The sequence below is a fragment of the Agrobacterium sp. LAD9 genome (genome assembly GCF_003031125.1).
In the GTDB taxonomy this organism is placed as follows: domain Bacteria; phylum Pseudomonadota; class Alphaproteobacteria; order Rhizobiales; family Rhizobiaceae; genus Agrobacterium; species Agrobacterium radiobacter.
Genome location: NZ_PHGS01000007.1, coordinates 339,708 through 363,397, shown reverse-complemented (window position 1 = coordinate 363,397; position 23,690 = coordinate 339,708). Strand labels below are relative to the sequence as shown.

At 59.9% G+C, this 23,690-nt stretch carries 18 protein-coding genes and 1 riboswitch; of the genes, 11 read left to right on the top strand and 7 right to left on the bottom strand.

Features of this window, described 5'->3' with window-relative positions:
- Window positions 1-201: 201 nt before the first annotated feature.
- From tig to DA915_RS08415, 4 genes are all read left to right on the top strand, one after another.
- A complete protein-coding gene (gene tig / locus DA915_RS08430; RefSeq protein ID WP_107675599.1) occupies window positions 202-1,680 on the top strand; it encodes a trigger factor in 1,479 nt (492 codons plus the stop codon).
- A gap of 359 nt (window positions 1,681-2,039) precedes the next feature.
- Window positions 2,040-3,137, top strand: coding sequence for a hypothetical protein (locus tag DA915_RS08425; RefSeq protein WP_107675598.1), 1,098 nt, complete (start codon window positions 2,040-2,042; stop codon window positions 3,135-3,137).
- Window positions 3,138-3,257: 120 nt separating this feature from the next.
- Window positions 3,258-3,473, top strand: a complete 216-nt coding sequence (locus DA915_RS08420; protein WP_107675597.1) for a hypothetical protein — start codon at window positions 3,258-3,260, stop codon at window positions 3,471-3,473.
- A 124-nt stretch (window positions 3,474-3,597) separates the two neighbouring features.
- The gene (locus DA915_RS08415) at window positions 3,598-4,245 is read left to right on the top strand and encodes a hypothetical protein (protein WP_003502986.1); all 648 of its coding nucleotides are present in this window, start codon (window positions 3,598-3,600) and stop codon (window positions 4,243-4,245) included.
- Window positions 4,246-4,529: 284 nt separating this feature from the next.
- On the opposite strand, the gene sthA is transcribed toward DA915_RS08415, so the two are convergent.
- The 3 genes from sthA to DA915_RS08395 form a co-directional block, all read right to left on the bottom strand.
- A complete protein-coding gene (gene sthA, locus DA915_RS08410) occupies window positions 4,530-5,933 on the bottom strand; it encodes a Si-specific NAD(P)(+) transhydrogenase (RefSeq protein WP_080866588.1) in 1,404 nt (467 codons plus the stop codon).
- A gap of 745 nt (window positions 5,934-6,678) precedes the next feature.
- The gene (locus tag DA915_RS08400) at window positions 6,679-7,212 is read right to left on the bottom strand and encodes a DUF1003 domain-containing protein (protein ID WP_107675596.1); all 534 of its coding nucleotides are present in this window, start codon (window positions 7,210-7,212) and stop codon (window positions 6,679-6,681) included.
- A gap of 116 nt (window positions 7,213-7,328) precedes the next feature.
- Window positions 7,329-9,269, bottom strand: a complete 1,941-nt coding sequence (locus DA915_RS08395; protein WP_192886439.1) for an LTA synthase family protein — start codon at window positions 9,267-9,269, stop codon at window positions 7,329-7,331.
- Between the two features lie 222 nt (window positions 9,270-9,491).
- Here DA915_RS08395 and DA915_RS08390 point away from each other — a divergent pair, with 222 nt between their 5' ends.
- Window positions 9,492-11,171, top strand: coding sequence for an NAD+ synthase (locus DA915_RS08390; protein WP_003502981.1), 1,680 nt, complete (start codon window positions 9,492-9,494; stop codon window positions 11,169-11,171).
- Window positions 11,172-11,362: 191 nt separating this feature from the next.
- On the opposite strand, the gene DA915_RS08385 is transcribed toward DA915_RS08390, so the two are convergent.
- Complete coding sequence (locus DA915_RS08385) at window positions 11,363-11,740, bottom strand: glyoxalase superfamily protein (RefSeq protein WP_107675595.1); 378 nt, start codon at window positions 11,738-11,740, stop codon at window positions 11,363-11,365.
- Between the two features lie 192 nt (window positions 11,741-11,932).
- On the opposite strand from DA915_RS08385, the gene DA915_RS08380 reads away from it, so the two are divergent.
- The gene (locus DA915_RS08380) at window positions 11,933-12,760 is read left to right on the top strand and encodes a TolB family protein (protein WP_107675594.1); all 828 of its coding nucleotides are present in this window, start codon (window positions 11,933-11,935) and stop codon (window positions 12,758-12,760) included.
- Window positions 12,761-12,823: 63 nt separating this feature from the next.
- Window positions 12,824-13,007: riboswitch (cobalamin riboswitch) on the top strand.
- A 76-nt stretch (window positions 13,008-13,083) separates the two neighbouring features.
- A complete protein-coding gene (gene bluB, locus DA915_RS08375) occupies window positions 13,084-13,800 on the top strand; it encodes a 5,6-dimethylbenzimidazole synthase (RefSeq protein ID WP_107675593.1) in 717 nt (238 codons plus the stop codon).
- Window positions 13,801-13,981: 181 nt separating this feature from the next.
- On the opposite strand, the gene DA915_RS08370 is transcribed toward bluB, so the two are convergent.
- The gene (locus DA915_RS08370; RefSeq protein WP_192886438.1) at window positions 13,982-15,088 is read right to left on the bottom strand and encodes a DUF2865 domain-containing protein; all 1,107 of its coding nucleotides are present in this window, start codon (window positions 15,086-15,088) and stop codon (window positions 13,982-13,984) included.
- Window positions 15,089-15,224: 136 nt separating this feature from the next.
- Window positions 15,225-17,540: an NADP-dependent malic enzyme gene (locus tag DA915_RS08365; protein ID WP_107675592.1), complete on the bottom strand. Its 2,316-nt coding sequence runs from the start codon at window positions 17,538-17,540 to the stop codon at window positions 15,225-15,227.
- 228 nt (window positions 17,541-17,768) lie between these two features.
- Between DA915_RS08365 and DA915_RS08360 the strand changes: the two genes are divergently transcribed.
- A complete protein-coding gene (locus DA915_RS08360) occupies window positions 17,769-18,608 on the top strand; it encodes a UDP-2,3-diacylglucosamine diphosphatase (RefSeq protein WP_020809556.1) in 840 nt (279 codons plus the stop codon).
- 555 nt (window positions 18,609-19,163) lie between these two features.
- On the opposite strand, the gene dgcA is transcribed toward DA915_RS08360, so the two are convergent.
- On the bottom strand, window positions 19,164-20,147 hold the full coding sequence (gene dgcA, locus DA915_RS08355; protein ID WP_087744088.1) for an N-acetyl-D-Glu racemase DgcA: 984 nt from the start codon (window positions 20,145-20,147) through the stop codon (window positions 19,164-19,166).
- A 143-nt stretch (window positions 20,148-20,290) separates the two neighbouring features.
- On the opposite strand from dgcA, the gene DA915_RS08350 reads away from it, so the two are divergent.
- From DA915_RS08350 to DA915_RS08340, 3 genes are read left to right on the top strand one after another with little or no spacing between them, the layout of a single operon-like run.
- Window positions 20,291-21,451, top strand: coding sequence for an ABC transporter permease (locus DA915_RS08350; protein ID WP_107675591.1), 1,161 nt, complete (start codon window positions 20,291-20,293; stop codon window positions 21,449-21,451).
- 11 nt (window positions 21,452-21,462) lie between these two features.
- Window positions 21,463-22,299 (top strand): ABC transporter ATP-binding protein, encoded by an 837-nt coding sequence (locus DA915_RS08345; protein ID WP_003502972.1) that lies wholly within the window; start codon window positions 21,463-21,465, stop codon window positions 22,297-22,299.
- An 8-nt stretch (window positions 22,300-22,307) separates the two neighbouring features.
- Window positions 22,308-23,678, top strand: coding sequence for an MlaD family protein (locus tag DA915_RS08340; protein WP_080866167.1), 1,371 nt, complete (start codon window positions 22,308-22,310; stop codon window positions 23,676-23,678).
- Window positions 23,679-23,690: the final 12 nt, after the last annotated feature.

The following is a 23,690-nucleotide window of genomic DNA, read 5'->3' as shown; positions in this document are numbered from 1 at the left end:
CTTTATAAGATGCGGGGAGCTTCGGGGTTCTTTTCTCCCCTTTGGTCTTTGGTCTCCGGTGCAGGCGCAAAGGTGTGCGGCAGGCGCTTGTGTAAAGAAATAAGGGAAGCCACGGCCGGGGAACGAAGTTTCCGGCGCAGTGCTCGAAAGTAAACCAACGGCTGTCTGAGCACCGCCGCCATGATGTGAAGGTTTGAGAAAATGCAGGTTATTGAAACGCTCGCTGAAGGGCTGAAGCGCGAACTCAAGATCGTTATCCCGGCTGCCGACATGAAGGCCCGTCTGGACGAGCGCCTGGTTGACGCCAAGGACAAGGTTCGCATCAACGGTTTCCGTCCCGGCAAGGTGCCGATGGGCCACCTGAAGAAGATGTATGGCAAGTCCATCATGGCCGACCTCGTCAACGAGCTGGTTCGTGAAAAGCCTTCCGAAATCCTCTCCAGCCGCGGCGAGAAGTCTGCTACCCAGCCGGCCATCTCCATGACCGAAGACGAGCAGGAAGCCGAAAAGATCCTGTCGGCTGAATCCGATTTCGAATTCACCGTTGCCTACGAAATCATTCCGGCCATCGAACTGAAGGCCAATGACGGCATCAAGGTTACCCGCGAAGTTGTTGAAGTCTCCGAAGACGAAATCAACGAGCAGATCCTCAAGATCGCCGAAAGCGCCCGCACCTACGAGGCCAAGAAGGGCAAGGCCGCCGATGGCGACCGCGTCACCATGAACTATCTCGGCAAGGTTGACGGCGTTGCCTTCGACGGCGGCGCTGCTGAAGACGCTGAACTGGTTCTCGGTTCTGGCCGCTTCATCCCCGGCTTCGAAGACCAGCTCGTTGGCGTCAAGGCCGGCGACGAAAAGACCATCACCGTGACCTTCCCGGCCGACTACCCGGCTGCGAACCTCGCCGGCAAGGAAGCCAACTTCGACATCACCGTCAAGGAAGTTGCTGCTGCCGCTGCTGTTGAAATCAACGACGAACTGGCCACCAAGCTCGGTCTCGAATCGGCTGAAAAGCTGAAGGAAATCGTCAAGGGCCAGATCGAAAGCCAGTACGGCAACGTCACCCGCCAGAAGGTCAAGCGTCAGATCCTCGACCAGCTGGACGAGATGTACAAGTTCGACACGCCGGCTGGCCTCGTCGACGCCGAGTTCGATAACATCTGGCGCCAGATCAACACCGATCTCGCCCAGTCCGGCAAGACCTTCGCTGACGAAGACACGACCGAAGAAGAAGCCCGCGAAGAATATCGCAAGCTTGCTGAGCGTCGCGTTCGTCTCGGCCTCGTTCTCTCCGAAATCGGCGAAAAGGCCGGCGTTGAAGTGACCGAAGAAGAAATGCAGCGCGCGCTGTTCCAGCAGCTGCAGCAGTTCCCCGGCCAGCAGAAGGAAATCCTCGATTTCTTCCGCAACACCCCCGGCGCTTCCGCTTCGCTGCGCGCTCCGATCTTTGAAGAGAAGGTCATCGACAAGCTGCTCTCCGAAATCTCGGTAACGGACAAGACCGTTTCCAAGGAAGAGCTGCTGGCTGACGACGGCGAAGAAGAAACGGAAACCAAGAAGAAGGCTCCGGCCAAGAAAAAGGCTGCTGCCAAGGCTGACAACGCCGCTGAAGGCGAAGAAGCCGCTCCGAAGAAGAAGGCTCCTGCCAAGAAGAAGGCCGCCGAAGGCGACGCCGAATAATCTTCTTCGGTGTAAGTTGATTGAACAAGGGGCCGTAGCGAAAGCTGCGGCCTTTTTTTATGCCGAAGTCTCCGAATCTAAATAATTTGGGACGTCTGCACCCTCGTATCAAGCAGAATGTGCAGACGAGAACGGGCCGTTCGCTTCGCCCTCAGGGCGGGAGCTTCGAGGAACCTTTTAACGAGGGCTTCCATGAGGTCTTTCGAAATAGGCGGAAGATCGCTGTGATTCATCGAGTTATACTTAAGTGGGGTACTTCGTTTACGATTTTCCGCGGCTGTGACTTAACGCATTTGTTGACTTGTATCCCTTGCGTCTAACGGCTTAGTTGTATCTTCAGGGACTGAGGGGACCAATTCATGCCGCAAACAGAGTTCGTAGAATATCCGCGCCAATCTAAAACTATCTTCATCCACTTCGACGTAATTGATCACCACATTGAGTTGGAGACCTTCCTTGGAACTGCCATTGGAGCAAGGAACGTTGTTGAAGCTCTCAACACTGCGGTGTTTGGAGGTGGCCTCGAATTTCAGATTGTCGTGCTACCGGCACAAGAGGGAACGTTTTTACAATCTCTAAAGATCGTGATCCCTGCGCTCGTTGGTCTTGTCGTTTTCCTAGACAGTGATACCCCAGCTGCGTTCGTTCGTGGACTCACTGGAAAGTCACCGTCAGAATGGGCATATCAAGCGGGCGTATCTACATTAGATCTAATCGAAATCACTACCAAAAAAGCTGAAGGAGCCGGAACTGAGACGAACGGCAGCTTTAGTGAAAGCTCCGGTTTCGCCCTCAATGAAAGGATTTGCGAGGCAGGTGCTAATATGCTCGCTGCGATGGCGCGAGCAAGTCTTGAGAAAGAGACTGACGAAATCATCTTATTAGGCGACGGAAAGGTCGAGATAAATGAGATACTCGAAGCTCGCGCTGATTTTTATCGAGCTTGCGTGTTCGACCGTGAGATTAAGCGCATAGGGTTTACACCATTTTCTGATTTTCCCGTCCCTCGTAGCGCTTTTCCCGGCCGTGCACAGAGACCTGCAAAGCGCGATAGCGAGGGTGATGAGGGTACGTGGCACACGGCGATTGAAGAGGTGTCAGTTAGTTCTCCTAATTGGGACAAAGAGGATCAGCACAGCCGCCAATGGAAGGGCAGGGACGTCTTCAACCGGACGTGTTACTTCGTAATTGACGATGAAGTTTTTTGGGAACTTGTTGATCGTAAGCACCTACAGGTCGGTGTTTTGGATACCTTGAAAGTTCAGTGGATTTACCAAACCCTAGAAGGAAAAACGAAAAACCGACAAGTGCTTCGGGTGATTGCGATCAACGGTGAGATGCTCTCACCCGCGATGTCTTTGGAAGCCGTCATTGAAATCTTGAGGGAGCGCTCTGCGACCCTTGGGCGCGAAGGCGGGCCTACGCTTTTCGATAATCTCGACGATTGGGACAAATAGCACCCGAACCGTTTAAAGCGCTCCGACTAAATCCACTGTTCTTTTTAGTCGCAACGAAATCGTCGCGGTCCGTGTTTCGACGAGAAGGTCGTCCTTTCGGGGAACCTTTAGGTTACTAAATTGAGTGTTTCCGTCACGGCGTGTGTCTTCGTCATCAACCCGCCGCGAGACTGGCCCAAGTCCTGGACATCCGCCCCCGTCAACGCTGCCGCAAACCAAATATTCGCCCGCGTTTTTGATCACAATGCGGTGCAGCATGATTTTTTGCTGCATCTGCTCTTGTTCATCTCCCGTTCATCTGGCACCCTGCGCAGCATGATTTGCCCCGGTCGCTGAACGCGGTCGCTCGGGTATCGTGCGCCGCTCTGATGTGGCCTCATCGCTGCCAAACCATTGGCCTCCGCTTTTACCGTGCCTGCCGGGTTCTTCCGGCGCGCCCTTAATTTGCCAGGGGACAAGTATGTCGCTCCGAACGGGTTCTGCCCTTGCATTGTCGCTCTTCACCGCTGCCACGGCCGCTCATGCGGATGAGGCCGGGCTGATCTGGAAACCGGTCAAGAATTCCGATCGCTCCTATACGGCGCGTATCGGTGCCAAGCTGCCGGTCGATACGCCGATCCGGGCGGGGCTGGAAATGGGCATGAATGCCTCGAGGACAGGGCAGGTGGTGGATACGCCGGTTCGGCTGTGGGGTAATGTCACGCTGCTGGCGGAACAGCTGCCCGGTGTCTCGCTTGCACGCGATGTCGGTGTCATCGTCAATGCATTGACGGGGTCGAGCAGCCTCTCCATGACATCGCAGCAGAAGCGCATCGTCACGCCGGAACTGGATATCGAGGCGAACCGCAATTTCACCGTGCGTTACGACGGCACGGCGCAGCAATGGAACGGTCTTGATGTGTCGCAGTCGTTGCGCCTGTCCCGCTCGGAAACCGGCACGGCCTTCGTGCTGACGGGGGCGAGCCGCAACAGCTTCAACGAGTTCAGCAGCGGCGTGGCGGTGGAGCAGAAGATCGGCGATAATCTGACGGTGCGCGGAACGCTTGACCAGGGTTTTGCGGATCATTTCCGGCCGGGGGTGAGTGCGCGGTATAGCATTAGATGGTGAGCGTGGTTCCGTCTGCGGCGGAATTGCTGAAACCTCTCCGTCATCCTCGGGCTTGACCCGAAGATCCATGGTACGCGCGGGTTGTGGATCCTCGGGACAAGCCCGAGGATGACGGAGGAGCATCGTGGCTGTGGGATGAGTCTTCTCAGCCCAAGGACTTGGGTTGGCTGGACCCCGGATCAAGTCCGGGGTGACGGAGTGGGGATGCTACGACCTTGCCACAAGCGCGCAAGGCAACTTGCCATGCCTCTCGGTAGCTTCGCACCCCTTTGAAAATCCGCCGCTCAATCCTTCTTGATCTCACCCATGCGGTTCCACGCATCCAGCCCGGCGATCTTGTAGGCTTCCGCCAGCGTCGGATAGTTGAAGGTGTTCTCGACGAAATATTCCACCGTGCCTTTGAGGTTCAACACCGCCTGGCCGATATGCACGAGTTCGGTGGCGCCTTCGCCGACGATGTGGACGCCGAGCAGGCGGCGGGTTTTCAGCGAGAAGATCATCTTCAAGAGCCCGCTGTCGAGACCCATGATATGGCCGCGCGAGGTTTCGCGGAAATGGGCGATGCCGCACTCATAGGGAATGGCGCGTTCGATGACTTCTTCTTCCGTCAGGCCGCAGGTGGAGATCTCAGGCACGGCATAGATGCCATAGGGGAAAAATTGCGGCGGTTCGCCGGCCGGTGCACCGACGGCATGGCGGGCGGCGATGCGGCCCTGTTCCATTGAGGTGGAGGCAAGGCTCGGGAAACCGATGATGTCGCCGGCGGCATAGATGTTCGGCACCGAGGTCTGGAAGGTCTCGGGATCGACTTTCAGGCGGCCGCGGCTGTCGGCCTCCAGCCCGCAGGCCGAAAGGTTGAGCGTATCGGTAGCGCCGACGCGGCCGGCGGCAAACAGCACAGTCTCGGCCTTGAGGACGCGGCCATTGCCGAGCGAGACGAGGCATTTGCCGCTTTCGTCACGCTCCACCTTTTCCGCCTTCTGCCCGAAGATCAGCTTCATGTTGCGGTCGCGCAGCTGATAGGCGAAATCCTCGACGATTTCCTTGTCGATGAATTCGAGCATCGTTTCGCGCGGCTCCACCACCGTCACCTGCGTGTCGAGCGCGCTGAAGATGGTGGCATATTCGATGCCGATGACGCCGGCGCCGACAACGATCATCGAGCGCGGCAGTTCCTTGATCTCGAGAATCTCGTCCGAATCGAGCACCGCTTCGCCATCGAAGGGAATATGCGGCGGCCGGTAGGGGCGGGTGCCAATGGTCAGCAGGATGGATGTCGCGGTAACGGTCATGATCTCACCATCGCTTTTCACCACCTTCATGGTGTTGGCGTCGATGAAGCTTGCCGTGCCGCGAATGTGCTGGACGCGGTTGCGGGCGAACTGGTGCTCCAGCACTTCCACTTCGTGATCCAGCGTGATGAGCAGGCGGCGGCGCAGGTCTTCGGCGTCGATCTCCTGCTTGACACGATAGGCGCGCCCGTAAAAACCGCGCTCGCGCCAGCCGGTGAGGTTGAGCGCCGTTTCGCGCAGGGTCTTCGAAGGGATGGTGCCGGTGTGCACCGAAACGCCGCCGACGCGGCTGCCCTTCTCGATGACCAGAACCCTCTTTTCGAGCTTGGCGGCCTGAATGGCGGCCCGTCTTCCCGCCGGACCGCTGCCGACAACAATCAGATCGAACTGGTGCATGAAAAACCCCGGAACAGAATTATTGCAATGACCGGATGTCGCATCCGGCATGGCGTCGCCGCGAAATGGTCGTGATGCCATTTTGACGATGGGGAGTGATTCCCCCTTCAGCCTTGCCCGCAAGAGTGCAATGCAACAAACGCCTGCGTCAATCTGTAGCGTAAGAATCTGACGGATTCGTAACTGGGGGTGAGGTTTCAGGAGGTTGTGTGATTCTTGGTGCGCGGGGCTTACCCCCCTCTGCCCTGCCGGGCATCTCCCCCTCAAAGAGGGAGATCGACTCGCGGGCAGGTTTCGCCCATCTCAATATTTGCGAATGAAGTGGTGTTCACGCTTCCTGCCGATCTCCCCCCTTGAGGGGGAGATGCCCGGCAGGGCAGAGGGGGGTAAGCCCCGCGAACTTCGGTCGACTTTTCCAGAAAACACTCTAAAACCCCAACAGCTTCATCCCGCACGGCGCTACCGGGCTGGGATGGTTTGGGCGTCGGGCGATTGCCCGGCTGCGCTTTGGTTGGGGTTGGTGTGGGTCGGATGCGTTGCGCAGCCGGGTCTTTCACCATGCCGTATTTCGCAAAGGGCCGTGCACCGCCTGTTGCGAAATGGTCCTTTCCACGAACGTTGCCAGCGTTCCCACCACAGGACCGTCCCTTGGTTTCCGCCACGTCTGGCAGCCACCCGGCAGGACTGCGTTCACTCTAACAGCGCGCCGCGGAGCGGGGAAAAGCGGGGACGAATTTTTCCGGTGTCAGTCTTCCTTGCGGGTAATGTGACGGTGGAGCGCGGCAAGGTCCTGGCGGAGCGCCGCCAGTTCGGCCAGCACTTTCACATCGATCTTTTCATGCAGCGAAAGAACCTCGAGCTCGGCCTTCAGGTTCACCTCATAATCCTTGGCGGCCTCAAAACGGTCGCGGGCGGCCTGGCGGTTCTGCGACATCATGATGATCGGCGCCTGAATGGCGGCCAGCATGGAGAGCAGCAGGTTGAGGAAGATGAAGGGATAGGGGTCGAAGGCGCGCGTCGTCAGCACGATGGTGTTGACGATGGCCCAGACCACCAGGAAAAAACAGAAGCTGAGGATGAACCCCCAGGAGCCGCCGACCTTGGCGATATTGTCGGCCAGCCTGTCGCCGAGGCTGGCGCCGGCGGAAAATTCCGCGTTGATGTCGCTCGAAACCAGCTTTTTCTGGTGCGAGAGTTCGAGAATACGCTGCTCCACCTCGCCGATTTCGCGGGAGGAGCGCTTGAAGTGCGAAACGATATAGTCGGAGATATCTGACACGGTGTTTCTCCGGTTCTGATGGGGCGATGCGGATGTTTCCCGAGATAAACCCGCATGGCGGTGGAATTCAAACGATTTCCACCGCCATGCGGTTCAGGCGTCCCCGCCGAAAACCATCAGACCGACGGCGCGCCCTCATGCAGCCAGTTGAAACCGGGGAAGAAGCGCTCGCGGCCATATTGCTGGCCGAACATCATGTCGAACTGCAGCAGGCGGTAATCGCGCACCACGTCGGGAATGGAATTGGGCGCAATCGACCAGTCGGGCAGGGCCTTGCCGTCGGTCGCCACCAGCATATGCCGGTCGATGACGGAGAAGGCCTTCTGCACCTCGCCCAGTGTGCCGGTATAGAAGGGATCGGAGAAGCCGGCCGTCTTCAGCACATGATAGGGCAGAAGCGCCGGGCTGATGGTGCCGATATTCTTGCGCACGCCCTCTCTAGAGGACCAGACGACGAGCGGTGTCTCGTGTTCCTTCTTCATCACCTCCAGCGGCGCACGGCGGCTTGCCACCATGCCCGGCATGTAACCGCTTTCCACGAAGGTCTGGCCGAGCGGCGGCAGATGGTCGCCGAAGAGGACGATGATGGTTTCGCGGTCGCGTTTTTTTGCCCAGCGCGTCAGTTTCAGCAGCGCTTCATCGGCTTCCGCCACCCCTTGCGAATAGGTGGCGAGCGCCTGCGAGGCGGAGGCGGAGAGATCACCTTCGACGCCGATGGTGTTTTCGGCGTAACGGGTGGCCTCGTAAGGGCCGTGTCCCTGCAGGGTGACGGCGAAGAGGAAAAGCGGGTTCTGCGTCCGGTCCGCCGTCGCCATGATCTCGTCCATCAGCGCATCGTCGGAGGCGAAGTTGCCGCGTTTTTCCATGGCCGGCAGCGTCTCTTCCGAGCGGAATTCCTCGAAGCCGAAATTCCTGTAGACCTGCTTGCGGTTCCAGAACCATTCCTGGAACGGGTGCATGGCGATGGCCGAATAGCCTTCACCGCGGAAGAAACTGGCGAGCGAGGGTACCGGGCGGCGAATATATTGCTGATAGGGTATGCTGCCATAGGGCAGGAAGGCGTTGGAAAAGCCGGTCAGCGCCTCGAATTCCACATTCGCCGTCATGCCGCCGAACTCGGGCGAAAAGACGTTGCCCGACTGTTTGGCGCGGATGGTCGGCATCGGATCGGCCGAGAGCTTCACGTTTTCGAGTCGCGCCGGATCCCAGAGCGATTCGCTCATCAGCATGATGACGTCAGGGTAGTCGCCCTTGTTGGCGGCGAAGGCGGCGGGTTCGGACGTCAGGTCGGAGATGCTGTTTTCACCGTAACCCTGTGGCGCCGAGACATTGGCCATCGGAATATTGAAGGCGAAGGCCATCAGGAAACCGTTGTGACGGTAGTTTTCCTGCTGATCCCACATCATGGGTATGATGTTAAGACGGTCACGTGCCCAGGAATAGTGCGAATAGTCCATCAGCGAGGCCAGACCGGCAAGAAGCGGCAGCGCCAGCGCGAGACCAGCCGCGCGTTCACGCCAGCGCAGGACGGGCGAATGGCGGCGCGCCAGCAGCCATAGCGCCACAAGTGCCGCAATGGTGGCGCAGATGCCAAACCCCAACAGTACGGCCGTCAAGGGCTGTGCCTTCAGCATGGTCGGCAGAAGCTCGAGGATCTGCCGGCCGAACAGCAGGTCGGAGGGGTAAAGCGGATCGGAAAGATAGGTCTGTTTCTGCGCGGAGATCAGCCCGGTCATCGCGCAGAGCGGTGCAATGGCGATCAGCGACAGGTAACGCCGGCCAAGGATGGCATCCAGCGCCACGAGAAGGGCGAGCACGGCGGCAATGGTGGTCATGCCGGGGCGTGCGGATGAGGTGAGGAAAGCACCGACATCCGTGAGCGAACCGCGGGCGATCCACTCCAGCACCACAACGAGCACAACGGATGCGACCGTCAGATTGGCAAGCGTATAGGCCGTGCCCGAAAGCTTCGAAAGGCTCCTAATCCCTGCAGGCGAAAAGACAAAACCAGCCTTTTCGGAAGCCGTTGTTTTTGGCGCCGAATGTCTCAAACCCATACTCCGGTATTTCAGGCGGCACGGCTGATCCGGGGAGGTGAATCGGGTGTCGCAAAAGTGTCATGTAACTGTCACATAAGCGCGATGAACGCGACATGAACTTTGCGCAGCCTGGCCGGTGCGGCGATAACCTTAGCGTGAACGCGCGCGCCCGATGCGTAACGGGCGCCGCCATGCAATTGCCGCGTTGCGGAGCGGGCACGGGCGCGGTATTGAAAAGCCATGAGCGACAGACACGATATCCAGAACCATCTCCGGATTGCCGTCGGGCAGTTCAATCCCACCGTTGGCGACGTGGCGGGCAATCTCGCCAAGGCGCGCGAGGCTAGGGCCGATGCGGCAACGCAGGGCGCAGACCTTCTGCTTCTGACCGAACTCTTCATTTCAGGCTATCCGCCTGAGGATCTGGTGCTGAAGCCGGCTTTCCTGAAAGCATGCCTGAAAGCGGTGGAAGAACTGGCGGCGGAGACCGCCGATGGCGGACCGGGCGTCGTTATCGGTTTTCCGCGACAGGGCGAGACGGGACGACACAATTCCGTGGCGCTTCTGGATGGCGGCAAGATCATCGCGCTGCGCGATAAGATAGACCTGCCGAATTACGGTGAATTCGACGAAAAACGTGTTTTCTCCGAGGGTTCGATTTCCGGTCCCTATAATTTCCGTGGGGTCAGGATCGGCATTCCGATCTGCGAGGAAATCTGGAACGATATGGGTGTCTGCGAGACGCTCTCCGAAAGCGGGGCGGAAATCCTGCTGGTGCCGAACGGTTCGCCCTATTATCGCGGCAAGCTGGATGTGCGCCATCAGGTGGCGCTCAGGCAGGTGATCGAAAGCGGCCTGCCGCTCGTTTTCGCCAACCAGCTGGGCGGGCAGGACGAGCTGGTATTCGATGGCGCAAGCTTCGGTTTCAATGCCGACAAGACGCTTGCCTTCCAGATGAGCCAGTTCGAGGCCACACTTGCCGTCACCGACTGGAAACGCACGGCAGATGGCTGGCGCTGCGAAAGCGGGCCTTTCTCGAAGATTCCCGAAGGTGAGGAAGCGGATTACCGCGCCTGCATGCTGGGCTTCCGTGATTACGTCAACAAGAACGGCTTCAAGAGCGTGGTTCTCGGCCTTTCGGGCGGCATCGATTCGGCGATCTGTGCCGCCCTTGCCGTCGATGCGCTGGGCGAGGAGCGGGTGCGCTGCATCATGCTGCCTTACCGTTATACCTCGGAAGAATCGCTGAAGGACGCGGCCGATTGCGCCAGGGCGCTGGGCTGCCGTTACGATATCGTGCCGATCGTGGAACCGGTGGAAGGGTTCCTCTCGGCGCTTTCCGATCTCTTCGAGGGTACGGAAGAGGGCATTACCGAGGAAAACCTGCAGAGCCGCACGCGCGGCACCATCCTGATGGCCGTCTCGAACAAGTTCGGCTCGATGGTGGTGACGACGGGTAACAAGTCTGAGATGTCGGTGGGTTACGCCACGCTTTACGGCGACATGAATGGCGGTTTCAACCCCATCAAGGACCTCTACAAGATGCAGGTCTATGCCATTTCCAGCTGGCGCAACGCCCATGTTCCGCCGGGTGCTCTCGGCCCTTCCGGCGAGGTGATCCCCGCCAATATCATTTCCAAGGCCCCGTCGGCCGAATTGCGTCCCAACCAGACCGACCAGGATTCGCTGCCGCCCTATCCGGTGCTCGACGATATTCTGGAATGCCTTGTCGAGAAGGAAATGTCGGTCGAGGAGATTCTCGCGCGCGGCCATGATGTGGCCACCGTGCACCGGGTGGAGCATCTGCTTTACCTCGCCGAATACAAGCGCCGGCAATCGGCGCCGGGTGTTAAGATCACCAAGAAGAACTTCGGTCGTGACCGGCGTTATCCGATCACCAACCGGTTCCGGGATCGGTGATTGAGGGCGCGCGCCATTGATTTCTGGCGGGTGAGTTACTGACTTTCTCCGTCATCCTCGCCCTTGAGGCGAGGATCCATGCGCGGTTGAGATTGTGGGTCCTCGGGTCAAGCCCAAGGATGACTCGCGTGTGAGGAGCTTTTTGACAACCCATAGACGGCACGGAGAACACCCCGCGCCGCTCGCTCATCTCAAATAGCCTGCCCCACATCGATGCGGTTGCCATCGGGGTCTTCAAAGACGAAGGCGCGCAGGCCGTAATCCTTGTCCTGCAGGCCCTTGATGATGCGCAGCCCGTGGCTCTTGCAGATCGCGTGCAGCGCATCGACATCGCTCACCATCATATGCGCCACGTTGAAGGGCGCTGCCTTGTGCGTGGGCTGCAATGTCAGGTGCAGCTCGGCATTGCCCTGTTTCAGGATCATGAAGCCGACGGGAGCGCCGTTTTCGAAGGCCTTTTCAAAGCCCAGCACGCCAACGTAGAAATCATGGGCTTTTTCGATATTTTTGACAGGAAGCATTGCGGCGATCCGGCCGAAGCGGATGCCGTGATCGGCGATGGTATTCATCGCGGAACCTCGGATTTGGGAGAAACGGCAAGCGGCGCGGACGGTGCCGGGGCGCTGGCGTTTTTTCCGGTTTGAATTTGCAGGACGGTGCCTGCCGCCCTAGGATCATAATCACGGCGATGGCGGATGCAAACGGAATGTCTGTAATGCCGAGCGCTTTGAACGAGAACACGGACACGCCCGGGAGGCAGAATGCGCAGCTCCATCGAAATCTTCAACATCCGCACCCGGCAGATGCGTGTGGTGTGGCAGACGCCTGATCTCTTTGAAGCGCCGAACTGGTCGCCGGATGGGAAATATCTGCTGTTGAACAGCGAAGGCCTGCTTTATCGCCTGTCTCTTTCCGGTGATATTGCGCCGGAAAAGGTCGATACCGGCTTTGCCACGCTGTGCAACAACGATCACGGCATTTCGCCTGACGGGTCACTCTACGCCATTTCCGACAAGGTGGAATTCGGCAAGAGCGCCATCTATCTCATGGCCTCTGTGGGCGGCGCGCCACGGCTGATGACGAAAAACCTTCCCTCCTACTGGCATGGCTGGTCGCCGGACGGGAAGAGCTTCGCCTATTGCGGCATTCGCGATCAGGTCTTCGATATCTACTCCATGGATATAGAAAGCGGCGTCGAGACGCGGTTGACCCATGGCGAAGGTCGCAATGACGGGCCGGATTATTCGCCTGACGGTGCGTGGATCTATTTCAATTCCAGCCGCACCGGGCGGATGCAGATCTGGCGCGTACGGGTGGATGGCTCCGCCGTCGAGCGCATCACCGACAGCCCCTATGGCGACTGGTTTCCGCACCCGTCTCCGAAGGGAGACAAGGTGGTGTTCGTCTCCTATGACGGCGACGTTTTCGACCATCCGCGCGATCTTGATGTGCGGGTGCGGCTGATGGGTATGGATGGTGGTAATGCCGAGACGCTGTTTGAGCTTTTCGGCGGGCAGGGAACGATGAACTCGCCCAACTGGTCACCGGATGGGGATGAGTTCGCCTATGTCAGGTATTTCCCGGTGTAATGGGGGAGGCAGGCCACATTGCCGCACCACCGGCAGAATACTTGCATTCGCAAACTTTTTTGCCCATAGCTTCCTTTGTCAGGTGCCCGCCCTTGCGGCGGGAGAATCGGGAATCCGGTGAAAGACCGGAACGTGCCCAGCGCTGTGAGGCGGACGCTCTTTTTTAGAAGCCACTGAAGCAATTCGGGAAGGCGAAAAGGGCGGATGAAGCCAAGTCAGAAGACCGGCCTGACGGGATAGACCGAACCGCGCGGACGGCGGCAGGTTGTTGTCGAGGTGGGGTGTATGTTTGCGCCCGGCCTTCGCATTGTTGGGGATAAACGATGCCAGCCGATCCGTCCATGAGCAATCCGCCCGGCGCCAGTTCTTTCGATCATGCGCTGTCACCCGCCCGCCCGTTTTCCGGTGAGGAGCGCGAGGCGATTTACCGCGCCATTGAAACCCGTCGTGACGTGCGCGATCAGTTCCTGTCCGATCCGTTGCCGGATGATCTGGTGGAGCGTCTCCTGAAGGCGGCCCATTCGGCACCCTCGGTCGGTTTCATGCAGCCGTGGAATTTTACCCTCATCACCGATGGCGCGATCCGTCAGGCGGCCTTTGTGGCCTTCAGCCGCGCCAATGAGGAGGCGGCGGCGATGTTCGAGGGCGAGCAACAGGCTCTCTACCGGAGCTTGAAACTTGAAGGCATCCGCAAGGCCCCGCTCAGCATCTGCGTCACCTGCGATCCCACACGCGGCGGCAAGGTGGTGCTGGGCCGCACCCATAATCCGCGCACGGATGTCTATTCCACCGTCTGCGCCATCCAGAATCTCTGGCTCGCAGCCCGCGCCGAAGGCATCGGCGTCGGCTGGGTCAGCATTTTCCACGATAGCGACATTCGCACCATTCTCGGTATTCCCGACCACATCGAAATCGTCGCCTGGCTCTGCGTCGGCCGTGTCGATGCGCTCTATACCGAGCCGGAACTGGCGGTGAAAGGCTGGCGGCAGCGCGTGCCGTTGGAGGAGCTTGTGTTCCGCAACCGCTGGGGCGGGGTGTAAGGCAGATAAAAGTTCCGCGAGGGAAGCGGGGCGTTGCTGCTTGTTCTTCTCCCCGGCGGGGAGAAGATGGCCCGAAGGGTCAGATGAGGGGGCAAGCTCTCAGCATATCTCTACCGTAGCCCTCTCATCCCGCTGCCGCGGACTGAAGAAACAAGCGGCGTCCGCTCGCTCCACGACGGCTTCACTGCTGCGGCTGTATACCTTTCAATGCCGGGTTCTTCAGGTCGATCCGGCCTGTCTGGTCCGGCAGAAATTTGGGGCCGATGACGCGCACTTTCGTATCGTTCGGGTCATAGTCGCGTTCGGGAACGGGCTGTTCCGGCGGCTTGGCGGCCTGCTGCTGCTCGGCGGGTTTGGGGGCTGCCTTGTCACCTTGCGGTGAGGGGATTTTCGTGATGCCGGAATAGGGTGTTTCGGATTCCGGCTGGGCGGCTTCTTCCTGCTTCTGCATTTCTTCGTGATAGGCGGCCATGTTGCACACGCAGCCCGGCGCTTTTGCCGGGGCGTTCCTGTAGGCGAAGGCGGTCGGCAGGTCCCTGTAGGGTTTTCCGGTTTCCGCAGACACCATGTCGGCGGTTTCCTGATCCGTCATGGAGTGGAAATAAAGTTCCGTCTCCGTCCCCGGACACATTTTCTGGCATTGCTCGGCCTGGGCGCGGAAATCGAGCGGCGAGGCATTGGAAGCGATGGGGAAGAACGAGCCGTCGCAGGTGCGCACGCACAGTGTACGAAGCCCGCCTTCGGCGGCGGCGTTGGGGTAGGGGGAAAGCCCCGCCTGTCCCGGCTCACCGCCATTCTGCCGGAAGGCGTCGGGGTAACGCGTCACATCGGAAGGCGGCGGCAACTGTGCTTCCGTCTGCGGCGCGGTGCTGCAGCCATTGGCATCGAGGGCGGCGAGGATACGCTGGCGCCTGATATCGCCATCGTTGTCACGCGCGGCCGCCATGGCATCGTCGCGATCACGGATGATGGCGTCGCGTTCGCTTTCCGCTTCCGCCAGCGCATCGCCGATCTCGGCGCAGACACCGGCATTGGGATTGCCGTAGACGATGACGCTGCCAGACGAGCAGCCATAGCCGCGCAGGTCGTTCCTGATCTTGCGAATGACGATGTTCTGGCGGGCGAGCGCATTGGCATAACGCCGCACCTCGGCCGTATTGCCGATGACGCGTGGCGGCTCGCGCAACTGCGCATAAAGCGTATCGCAGACCTGATCCGCAAAAGCGGTGGCCGGAGCAATGAAAACAAGGGGAAGCAGGAGGCCGATGATGCGGCTGCGCCGGGTCAATTGTGCGATCCGTTCGATGTCCCCGACCGGTGGCAGGGGCGTTATACTTCACGAAATCCGTGTTTCAGGAAGATAACATAAGCTGTTGCCGCAATGCGGCAACAGCATGTTCAAAATTGCGTTAATGCGGCCTCTATCACACCGAAGGATGCGAGGCCTGCACCACGGCAAACGCCGCCATGTTGACGACGCCGCGCGAGGTGACGCTGGGCGACAGGATATGGGCGGGCAGGGCGCTGCCGAGCAGGATCGGGCCGACATGCAGGCCTTCCGTCAGCGTGCGGGTGACGCCGAGCGTGATGTTGGCGGCATCAAGGTTCGGGAAGACCAGAAGGTTCGCCTCGCCCGTCAGCACGCTGTTCGGCATCGCGCGCTTGCGCAGCGCTTCCGAAAGTGCGGAGCCGCCCTGCATTTCGCCGTCCACTTCCAGTTCCGGTGCTGCCGCCTGCACGATCTTCAGGGCACGGCGCATCTTGCGGGCGCTTTCGGAATCGCGCGAGCCGAAATTGGAATGGCTGGCGAGTGCGATCTTCGGCGTGATGCCGAAGCGGCGGATTTCCTTGGCCGCGAGAATGGCCATCTCAGCCACTTCCTCTGACGTCGGGTCGTTGTTGACGAAGGTGTCGGTGAGGAACAGCGCACCCTGCTGGGTGATGAGCAGGCTGAGACCCGCAAAGGAACGCACGCCTTCCTGCTTGCCGATGATCTGGTTCACGTCGCGCAGGTGCCGGTCATAACGGCCTTCGAGACCGCAGATCAGCGCATCCGCCTCGCCACGCTTCACCGAAAGCGCGCCGATGACGGTCGTGTTGGTACGCACAATGGTACGCGCCGCTTCCGGGTTGATGCCGGCGCGGCCGACAAGGGCGAAATAATCATCGACATAATCGCGGTAACGCGGATCGTCTTCCGGGTTGACCACGGCGAAATCCGTATGCGGCCGGATGCGCAGGCCGAAGCGCTTCAGGCGCGTCTCGATGATCTGCGGACGGCCGATGAGGATCGGGATGCCGGTACCTTCTTCCAAGAGCACCTGGGCGGCGCGCAGCACGCGCTCGTCTTCGCCTTCGGCAAAGATGATGCGCTTCTTTTCGGCGGCTTTCGCGGCATTGAAGACCGGCTTCATGATGAAGCCGGAGCGCCAGACGAAACGGTTCAGCTGGTCGAAATAGGCTTCGAAATCGGTGATCGGCCGGGCGGCGACGCCGCTTGCGGCCGCTGCACGGGCGACAGCCGGCGCGATGCGCAGGATGAGGCGCGGATCGAAAGGCGAGGGAATGAGGTAGTTCGGGCCGAAGACCGGTGTTTCACCGCTATAGGCTTTTGCCGCGACTTCCGAGACTTCCTCACGCGCAAGCTCGGCGATGGCCTGCACGGCGGCCATCTTCATTTCCTCGTTGATCGTGGTTGCGCCGCAATCCAGCGCGCCGCGGAAGATATAGGGGAAGCAGAGAACGTTGTTCACCTGGTTCGGGAAGTCCGAACGGCCGGTGCAGATCATCGCATCCGGGCGGGCCGCACGCGCCGCTTCCGGCATGATTTCCGGATTGGGGTTGGCAAGCGCCAGGATCAGCGGGTTTTCCGCCATGCGCTCCAGCAGTTCCGGCTTCAGAACACCGGCGGCCGAAAGGCCGAGGAAGACGTCGGCGCCGTCGATGGTTTCGGCCAGCACACGCTTCTCGGTCTTCTGGGCGTAAACTTCCTTCCACTCGTCCATCAGCTCGTTGCGGCCATCGTAAACGAGGCCTTCGATGTCGTGGACCCAGATGTTTTCCTTCTTCGCGCCCATGGCGACCAGCAGGTTGAGGCAGGCAAGCGCCGCAGCACCCGCGCCTGACGCGACGATCTTGACGCTTGAGAGTGACTTTCCGGCCAGTTCCAGAGCGTTGGTGACAGCGGCGGCGACGATGATCGCGGTGCCATGCTGGTCATCATGGAAAACCGGGATATTCATCTTTTCGCGCAGCTGGCGTTCCACCTCGAAACATTCCGGCGCCTTGATGTCTTCAAGGTTGATGCCGCCGAAGGTGGGCTCCAGTGCTGCGATGGTGGAAACCATGTCGTTGATGCCGGGCGCATCGATTTCGATGTCGAAGACGTCGATACCTGCGAATTTCTTGAAGAGAACGGCCTTGCCTTCCATCACGGGCTTGGAGGCGAGCGGGCCGATATTGCCAAGCCCGAGAACTGCCGTGCCGTTGGAAATGACCGCGACGAGGTTGGCGCGGGCGGTATATTCCGCTGCCATTTCCGGATTTTCATGGATGGCGAGGCAGGGGGCGGCGACGCCGGGCGAATAGGCGAGCGCCAGATCGCGCTGGTTGCCGAGCGGCTTGGTGGCCTGGATTTCCAGCTTGCCGGGGCGCGGGTAGCGGTGGAAAAAGAGCGCCTGTTCCTCGATGTCGGCCTTTGCCGTGTTGGCGGGCGTGTTGTTCTTATCGTGAGAGGTCATTCTTCCACCGTCATGTCTGGTTCAATTCCGGCCCCCTGAATACAACAAACTTTCCCATGGTACAGCCGTTATTTACCGCCCCCTTATGCAAATGCGGCCATGGCTTATTCGCGTTTTCGTGATGGTCTTCGTCATATTCCCTATAAAAACCGGCGTTTGTCATGTTGCTGCAACACGAGTCTGGTTCTGAGAGGTAAGAAAGCCGCAGGGACGCAACCGAACAGGGGGATGAAATCCGTGGCCGGTCAAATCGAAACCAGACAGTTCAGAACGCTTTTCATTTCGGATGTTCATCTCGGCTCCAAGGCGGCCAAGACGGATTATCTGCTCGACTTCCTGAAATATCACGAGGCCGAGACGATCATTCTGGTCGGCGACATCGTCGACGGCTGGCGCCTGCGCCGCAGCTGGTACTGGCCGCAGGGCTGCAACGACGTGGTGCAGAAGCTTCTGCGCAAGGCCCGCAAGGGAACCCGCATCGTCTATATTCCCGGCAATCACGATGAATTCCTGCGGGAATTTCCGGGCATGCATTTCGGCGGCATCGAAGTGGCCGAGCGCATGATCCACGAGGCGGCCGACGGCAAGAAATATCTCATCATCCATGGCGACGAGTTCGACGTGGTGGTTCGCAACGCCCGCCTGCTCGCTTATCTCGGCGACTGGGCCTATGACGCTGCGATCGCGCTCAACATCGTCATCGCCGCCGTACGCCGCCGCATCGGCCTGCCTTACTGGTCGTTCTCGGCCTGGGCCAAGCTGCAGGTCAAGCACGCCGTCAACTTCATCGGCGAATTCCAGCGCGTGGTGGCTGACGAGGCGCGCCGCAACAATGTCGACGGCGTCATCTGTGGACACATTCACCATGCTGTCATGGAAGACATGGACGGCATTCGTTACATCAACACCGGCGACTGGGTGGAAAGCTGCACGGCAATCGCCGAAAATGCCGATGGCAGCTTCGAGCTGATCACCTGGATGCAGACGAGCGACGTTACCGTCGAACAGGCATCGGATGAGATGGAGCCGGTGGATATTCCGGGGCTGATCGGGAAACACGCGGCCTGATTGGGACATGCCAACCTTTGCCGCGACGGCGCGTTTCGTTGGGGATGCGCTGGCTGGGTGATGCGGGCTAAGGCGATGGCGTGATCTCGCCGATGTTGCCTACATACTCCGAATAGCTTGTTTTCTTCATCCTCGGGCTTGACCCGAGGATCCACAACCCGGAGCGATGGATCCTCGGGTCGAGCCCGAGGATGACGACGGAGGTTTAGATTCGCCGGTTGCTTTCGTGAAAGCGAGCGCGGATGGAATTACGGCGCGCATCGCGTCGTTCTTAGCCCGCGCGAGGGCGGCGCCCCAAATTCCTGGTAGGCCGGATAAATCAGTGACCCTGTCGAGACATGCCCCAGCTCTTTCATGTGAGGAGAGCGCGTGCCGCTTGTTTCTTCTCCCCTAGGGGAAGAAGGTCGCGGCAACGGGATGAGGGGGCGAGGGTAGAGATATCAGGAGAGCTTGCCACCCATCTGATCCTTCGGGCCGTCTTCTCCCCGGCGGGGAGAACAAACAAGCGGTGAGGTCGTGCCTTTATCTTGTTTCTCTGCCTTCAATATCTAGGGCTTACCCCCACAATTCCGGCCGCGCCGGATAAACCAGTGAACCCTCATAAACCAGCCCCGGCTCGCGATCCTCGGCCAGCAGCAGCGGCCCGTCGAGATCGGAAAAGGCTGCTCCCTGGGCGGCGAGTATGGCGGGGGCCATGCCGAGCGAGGTGCCGAGCATGCAGCCGACCATGATGGTGAAACCGAGCCGTTCCGCTTCCGCCTTCATGACAAGCGCTTCCGTCAACCCGCCGGTCTTGTCGAGCTTGATGTTGATCGCGTCGTAGCGGTCGCGCAGGTCGGCGAGGTCCTTGGTGGAATGCACGCTTTCATCGGCGCAGATCAGCACCGGATGGTCGATACGGGAGAGAATGGCGTCCTTGCCGGCGGGCAGCGGCTGCTCGATCAGCGATATCTTCAGTTCCGCCGCAAGTCTCAGATAATATTCGATATTATAATCGTTCCAGCCCTCATTGGCGTCGATGATGATGCGCGCCTCCGGTGCTGCGGCGCGCACGGCGCGCAGGCGTGCCTCGTCATCGGCGGTTCCGGTCTTGATCTTCAGCAGCGGGCGGCCCGCGTTTTCCGCCGTTTTCGCGGCCATGGTCTCGGGGTCGGCGAGTGAAATCGTATAGGCGGTGACGAGCGGTTTTGCCGCCTGTCCGAGAATGCTTTCGGCGGCGCTTTTACCGCTCATCTTGGCTTCGAGATCCCACAGCGCGCAATCGACCGCATTGCGGGCGGCGCCGGGTTGCATCGCCTGCTGCAATTCCTGTCGGGTCAGGCCGTCGGCAATCCGCTCCGCCATCGTCTCGATATCGGCGATGACGCCCTCGATGCTTTCGCCATAACGCGGATAGGGCACACATTCACCTCTGCCGGCGAAGGAACCATCGAGGATGGTGCACGTTACGACATCCGCATGCGTGCGGGTGCCGCGTGAAATGGTGAAGCTGCCGGCAACGGGAAAACGTTCTGTTGTGGCTTGCAGGTAACGGGGCATGTTTTTTCACTTCCGATTGGGCGGCAAAAGACACATGACGCCAAATTTATCACGAATTGTCGGCGGTCACTGTGGCTTGCCGAAGGCCAAACCGTTATGAAACCTTTAAGAATCTCGTGACGGCTGCACTCGCTCGGAGCATTATGCAAGAACAGGACACACGGCAACAGGCGAACCCGGCCGCCATCACCGAAGACGATAGCGTCTCCGGCGGCGACTTGCGTTTTGTCATGAGCGGCTCCTGGCGCAACAGCAATCTCTCCGGTGTTTTCCCCAGTCTCGAAAAGATCGAAAAAAGCAGATCCGCCGGCGCGGTGGAAATCGATCTTTCTGCCGTCGAGGCCATCGATACCACGGGCGCGTGGATCATCCAGCGTCTGCGCAAGGACCTTGAGGCCAACGGCGCCACCGTCACCGTGACGGGTAATGACCATATTGAAGAGGTCATCGGCCAGTTGCCCGAAAAGGTGGAGATGGAGGGCGAAGCCGGTCCGAAGGAGGGGCTTGCCGAGCGTATTTTTGCGCCCATCGGCAAGGCCGTGATCCAGAACGGCGCGGATTTCCTGGCGGGAATGTATATTCTCGGCTCCGCCGTGCGCGGCGCGCAGATGAAGCTCGGGCGCGGGCGTGGCGTCTCACCGGCGGCGATCGTCAACCAGATCGACCATATGGGCGTGCGCGCCGTGCCGATCATCATGTTGATGTCGTTCCTGATCGGCGCGATCATCGCCCAGCAGGGCGCATTCCAGCTCAGATATTTCGGTGCGGAAGTCTTCGTTGTCGATCTCGTCGGCATTCTGCAATTGCGTGAAATCGGTGTGCTTCTGACCGCGATCATGATCGCCGGCCGTTCCGGCAGCGCCATCACCGCGGAAATCGGCTCGATGAAGATGCGCGAGGAAATCGACGCGCTGAAGGTGATCGGTCTCAATCCCGTCGGCGTGCTGGTGTTTCCGCGGCTGGTGGCGCTCACCATCGCACTGCCGCTTTTGACCATTCTCGCCAATTTTGCAGCGCTTTTCGGCGCGGCCATCGTGGCGCTGCTTTATTCCGGCATCACGTTCGAGGTGTTCCTGTCGCGCCTGCATGGCGCTGTCGAGGAATCGACCATTGCAGCGGGCATGATCAAGGCGCCGTTCATGGCGCTCATCATCGGCATTGTCGCGGCGGTTGAGGGCATGAAGGTGGGCGGTTCGGCGGAATCGCTTGGCCAGCACGTCACCTCCTCGGTGGTGAAGTCGATCTTCGTCGTCATTCTGGTGGATGGTCTTTTCGCCATCTTCTACGCAGCCATCGATTTTTAAGGGAGGGCGCGTTGGAGAAACTGGACCAGAAACCGCACGAGACCAGAACCGGAAAAGACGGTCGCGAGGTGGTGCTTTCCGTCGAGGGCGTGACCGTCGGTTTCAACGGCCGGAACGTGCTCGAAAATCTCGACCTCGATGTCTATCGCGGTGAAATCCTAGGCTTTATCGGCCCCTCCGGCGCTGGCAAATCCGTGTTGATGCGCGCGATCTTGCGGCTCCTGCCGCGGCAGGCGGGTGCGATCCGCATTCTCGGCACCGATTACGACAAGGCGAGCGAAGACGACCGCATGATGCTCGACCAGCGGCTCGGCGTGCTGTTCCAGCAGGGCGCGCTGTTTTCCGGCCTGACGGTGAAGGAAAACATCCAGCTGCCGATGCGCGAATATCTTGACCTGCCGAAAAAGCTGATGGACGAGCTCGCCTATCTCAAGATCGAGATGGTGGGGCTGAAGCCCGATGCGGGCGACAAATATCCGTCCGAACTGTCAGGCGGCATGATCAAGCGCGCAGCCCTTGCCCGGGCGCTGTCGCTCGATCCCGACCTCGTTTTCCTCGACGAGCCGACATCCGGCCTCGATCCCATCGGGGCGGCGGAATTTGATATGCTGATTGCGCGCTTGCGCGATTCGCTCGGCCTGACCGTCTATATGGTGACACACGACCTCGACAGCCTGTTCTCCGTCTGCGACCGCATTGCGGTGCTCGGCCAGAAGAAGGTGCTGGTGGAAGGGACATTGCAGGACATGTTCGCCTGCGACGACCCTTGGGTGCAGTCCTATTTCCGCGGCAAACGGGCGCGCTCTGTCGTTCTTCCGGACGGCAAACATGAAAATCCGGTGGAGTAACAAGAAGCATGGAAACCAAGGCGAACTACACCATAGTCGGAATTTTCACGCTGATCGTGATCGCCGCCGCATTCGGCTTCGTTTACTGGATGGCGGAATTCGGCCGTGGCGGCCCGACGGCGCAGCTCGTCGTGCGTATTCCCGGCTCGGCGAACGGTCTTTCCGTCGGTTCTCCCGTGCGCTTCAACGGTATTCCTGTCGGTACGGTGCGCGGCCTTGCCATCGACCGCGACGATCCGGCCTATTCCATCGCCTTTACCGAAGTGCAGGCCGATGCCCCGGTTTTCCCGTCCACGCGCGCCGTGCTTGAAATCCAGGGCCTGACGGGCGCTGCCTATATCGAGCTTTCCGGCGGCAACAAGGATGGCGAGCGTATTCTGCAGAAAGCCGTCGAAAGCGGCGTTCCCGCCGAGCTGACGGCCGATCTTTCCAGCGTCACCAACCTGCTTGCCACCGCAGACAAGATCCTGAAGCGTGCGGACGGCGCAATCGGCGAGCTGCAGGGCTTCGTGCAGGATGCGCGTGGCCCGCTGACGCAGACGGTGCGCAACGCCGAGAAATTCTCCGATGCGCTGGCGGCCAATTCCGACGGCATCAAGAATTTCATTGCAAGCCTCAGCTCGCTTTCCACCACCGTGCAGTCGGTCTCGGTGCGTCTCGACGGCACACTGACCGCGATCGAAGATCTGGTGAAGGCGGTGGATGCCGGCAAGATCGATTCCATCCTGTCGAATGTCGACAAGGTGACGAAGGATGTTGCCTCGGCTTCGAGCGATATCCAGGGCATCATGGAGACGGTGCAGAGCACGGCGCGCAATTTCGAGGCGGCGAGCACCGAAGTTCAGACGGTCGTGAAGCGCGCGGATGAGCTTCTGGCCTCCGTTGATCCCGCCAAGGTGGGCACCGTTGTCAACGACGTCTCGGCTGCCACGGCCGATGCGCGCGACGCGGTGGCGAACTTCAAGCGGATCGCCGATGATGTGGGCGCCCGCCGCGCCGATATCGATCAGGCGGTTTCCGATTTCACGGAAATGGGCCGCAAGCTGAACCTCGCCTCCAGCCGCGTTGACGGCATTCTTGCCAAGGTGGATGGCATGCTCGGCACGGATGACGCCAATTCGCTGTTTGCCAAGGCGCGCGAGACGCTCACCTCCTTCAAGGCGGTGGCGGACAATCTCAACGCCCGCATCGGGCCGATTGCCGACAACCTGACCCGTTTCTCCAGCTCGGGCCTCAAGGATTTCCAGGCGCTCGTCGGAAGCACACGGCAGACGGTCGACAATCTCAACAACGCCATCACCAATATCGACCGCGATCCGCAGCGGTTGATCTTCGGCGGCGAAACCGTGAAACAATATGACGGCAGAACAAGGCGCTAAGAGGGGTATGGG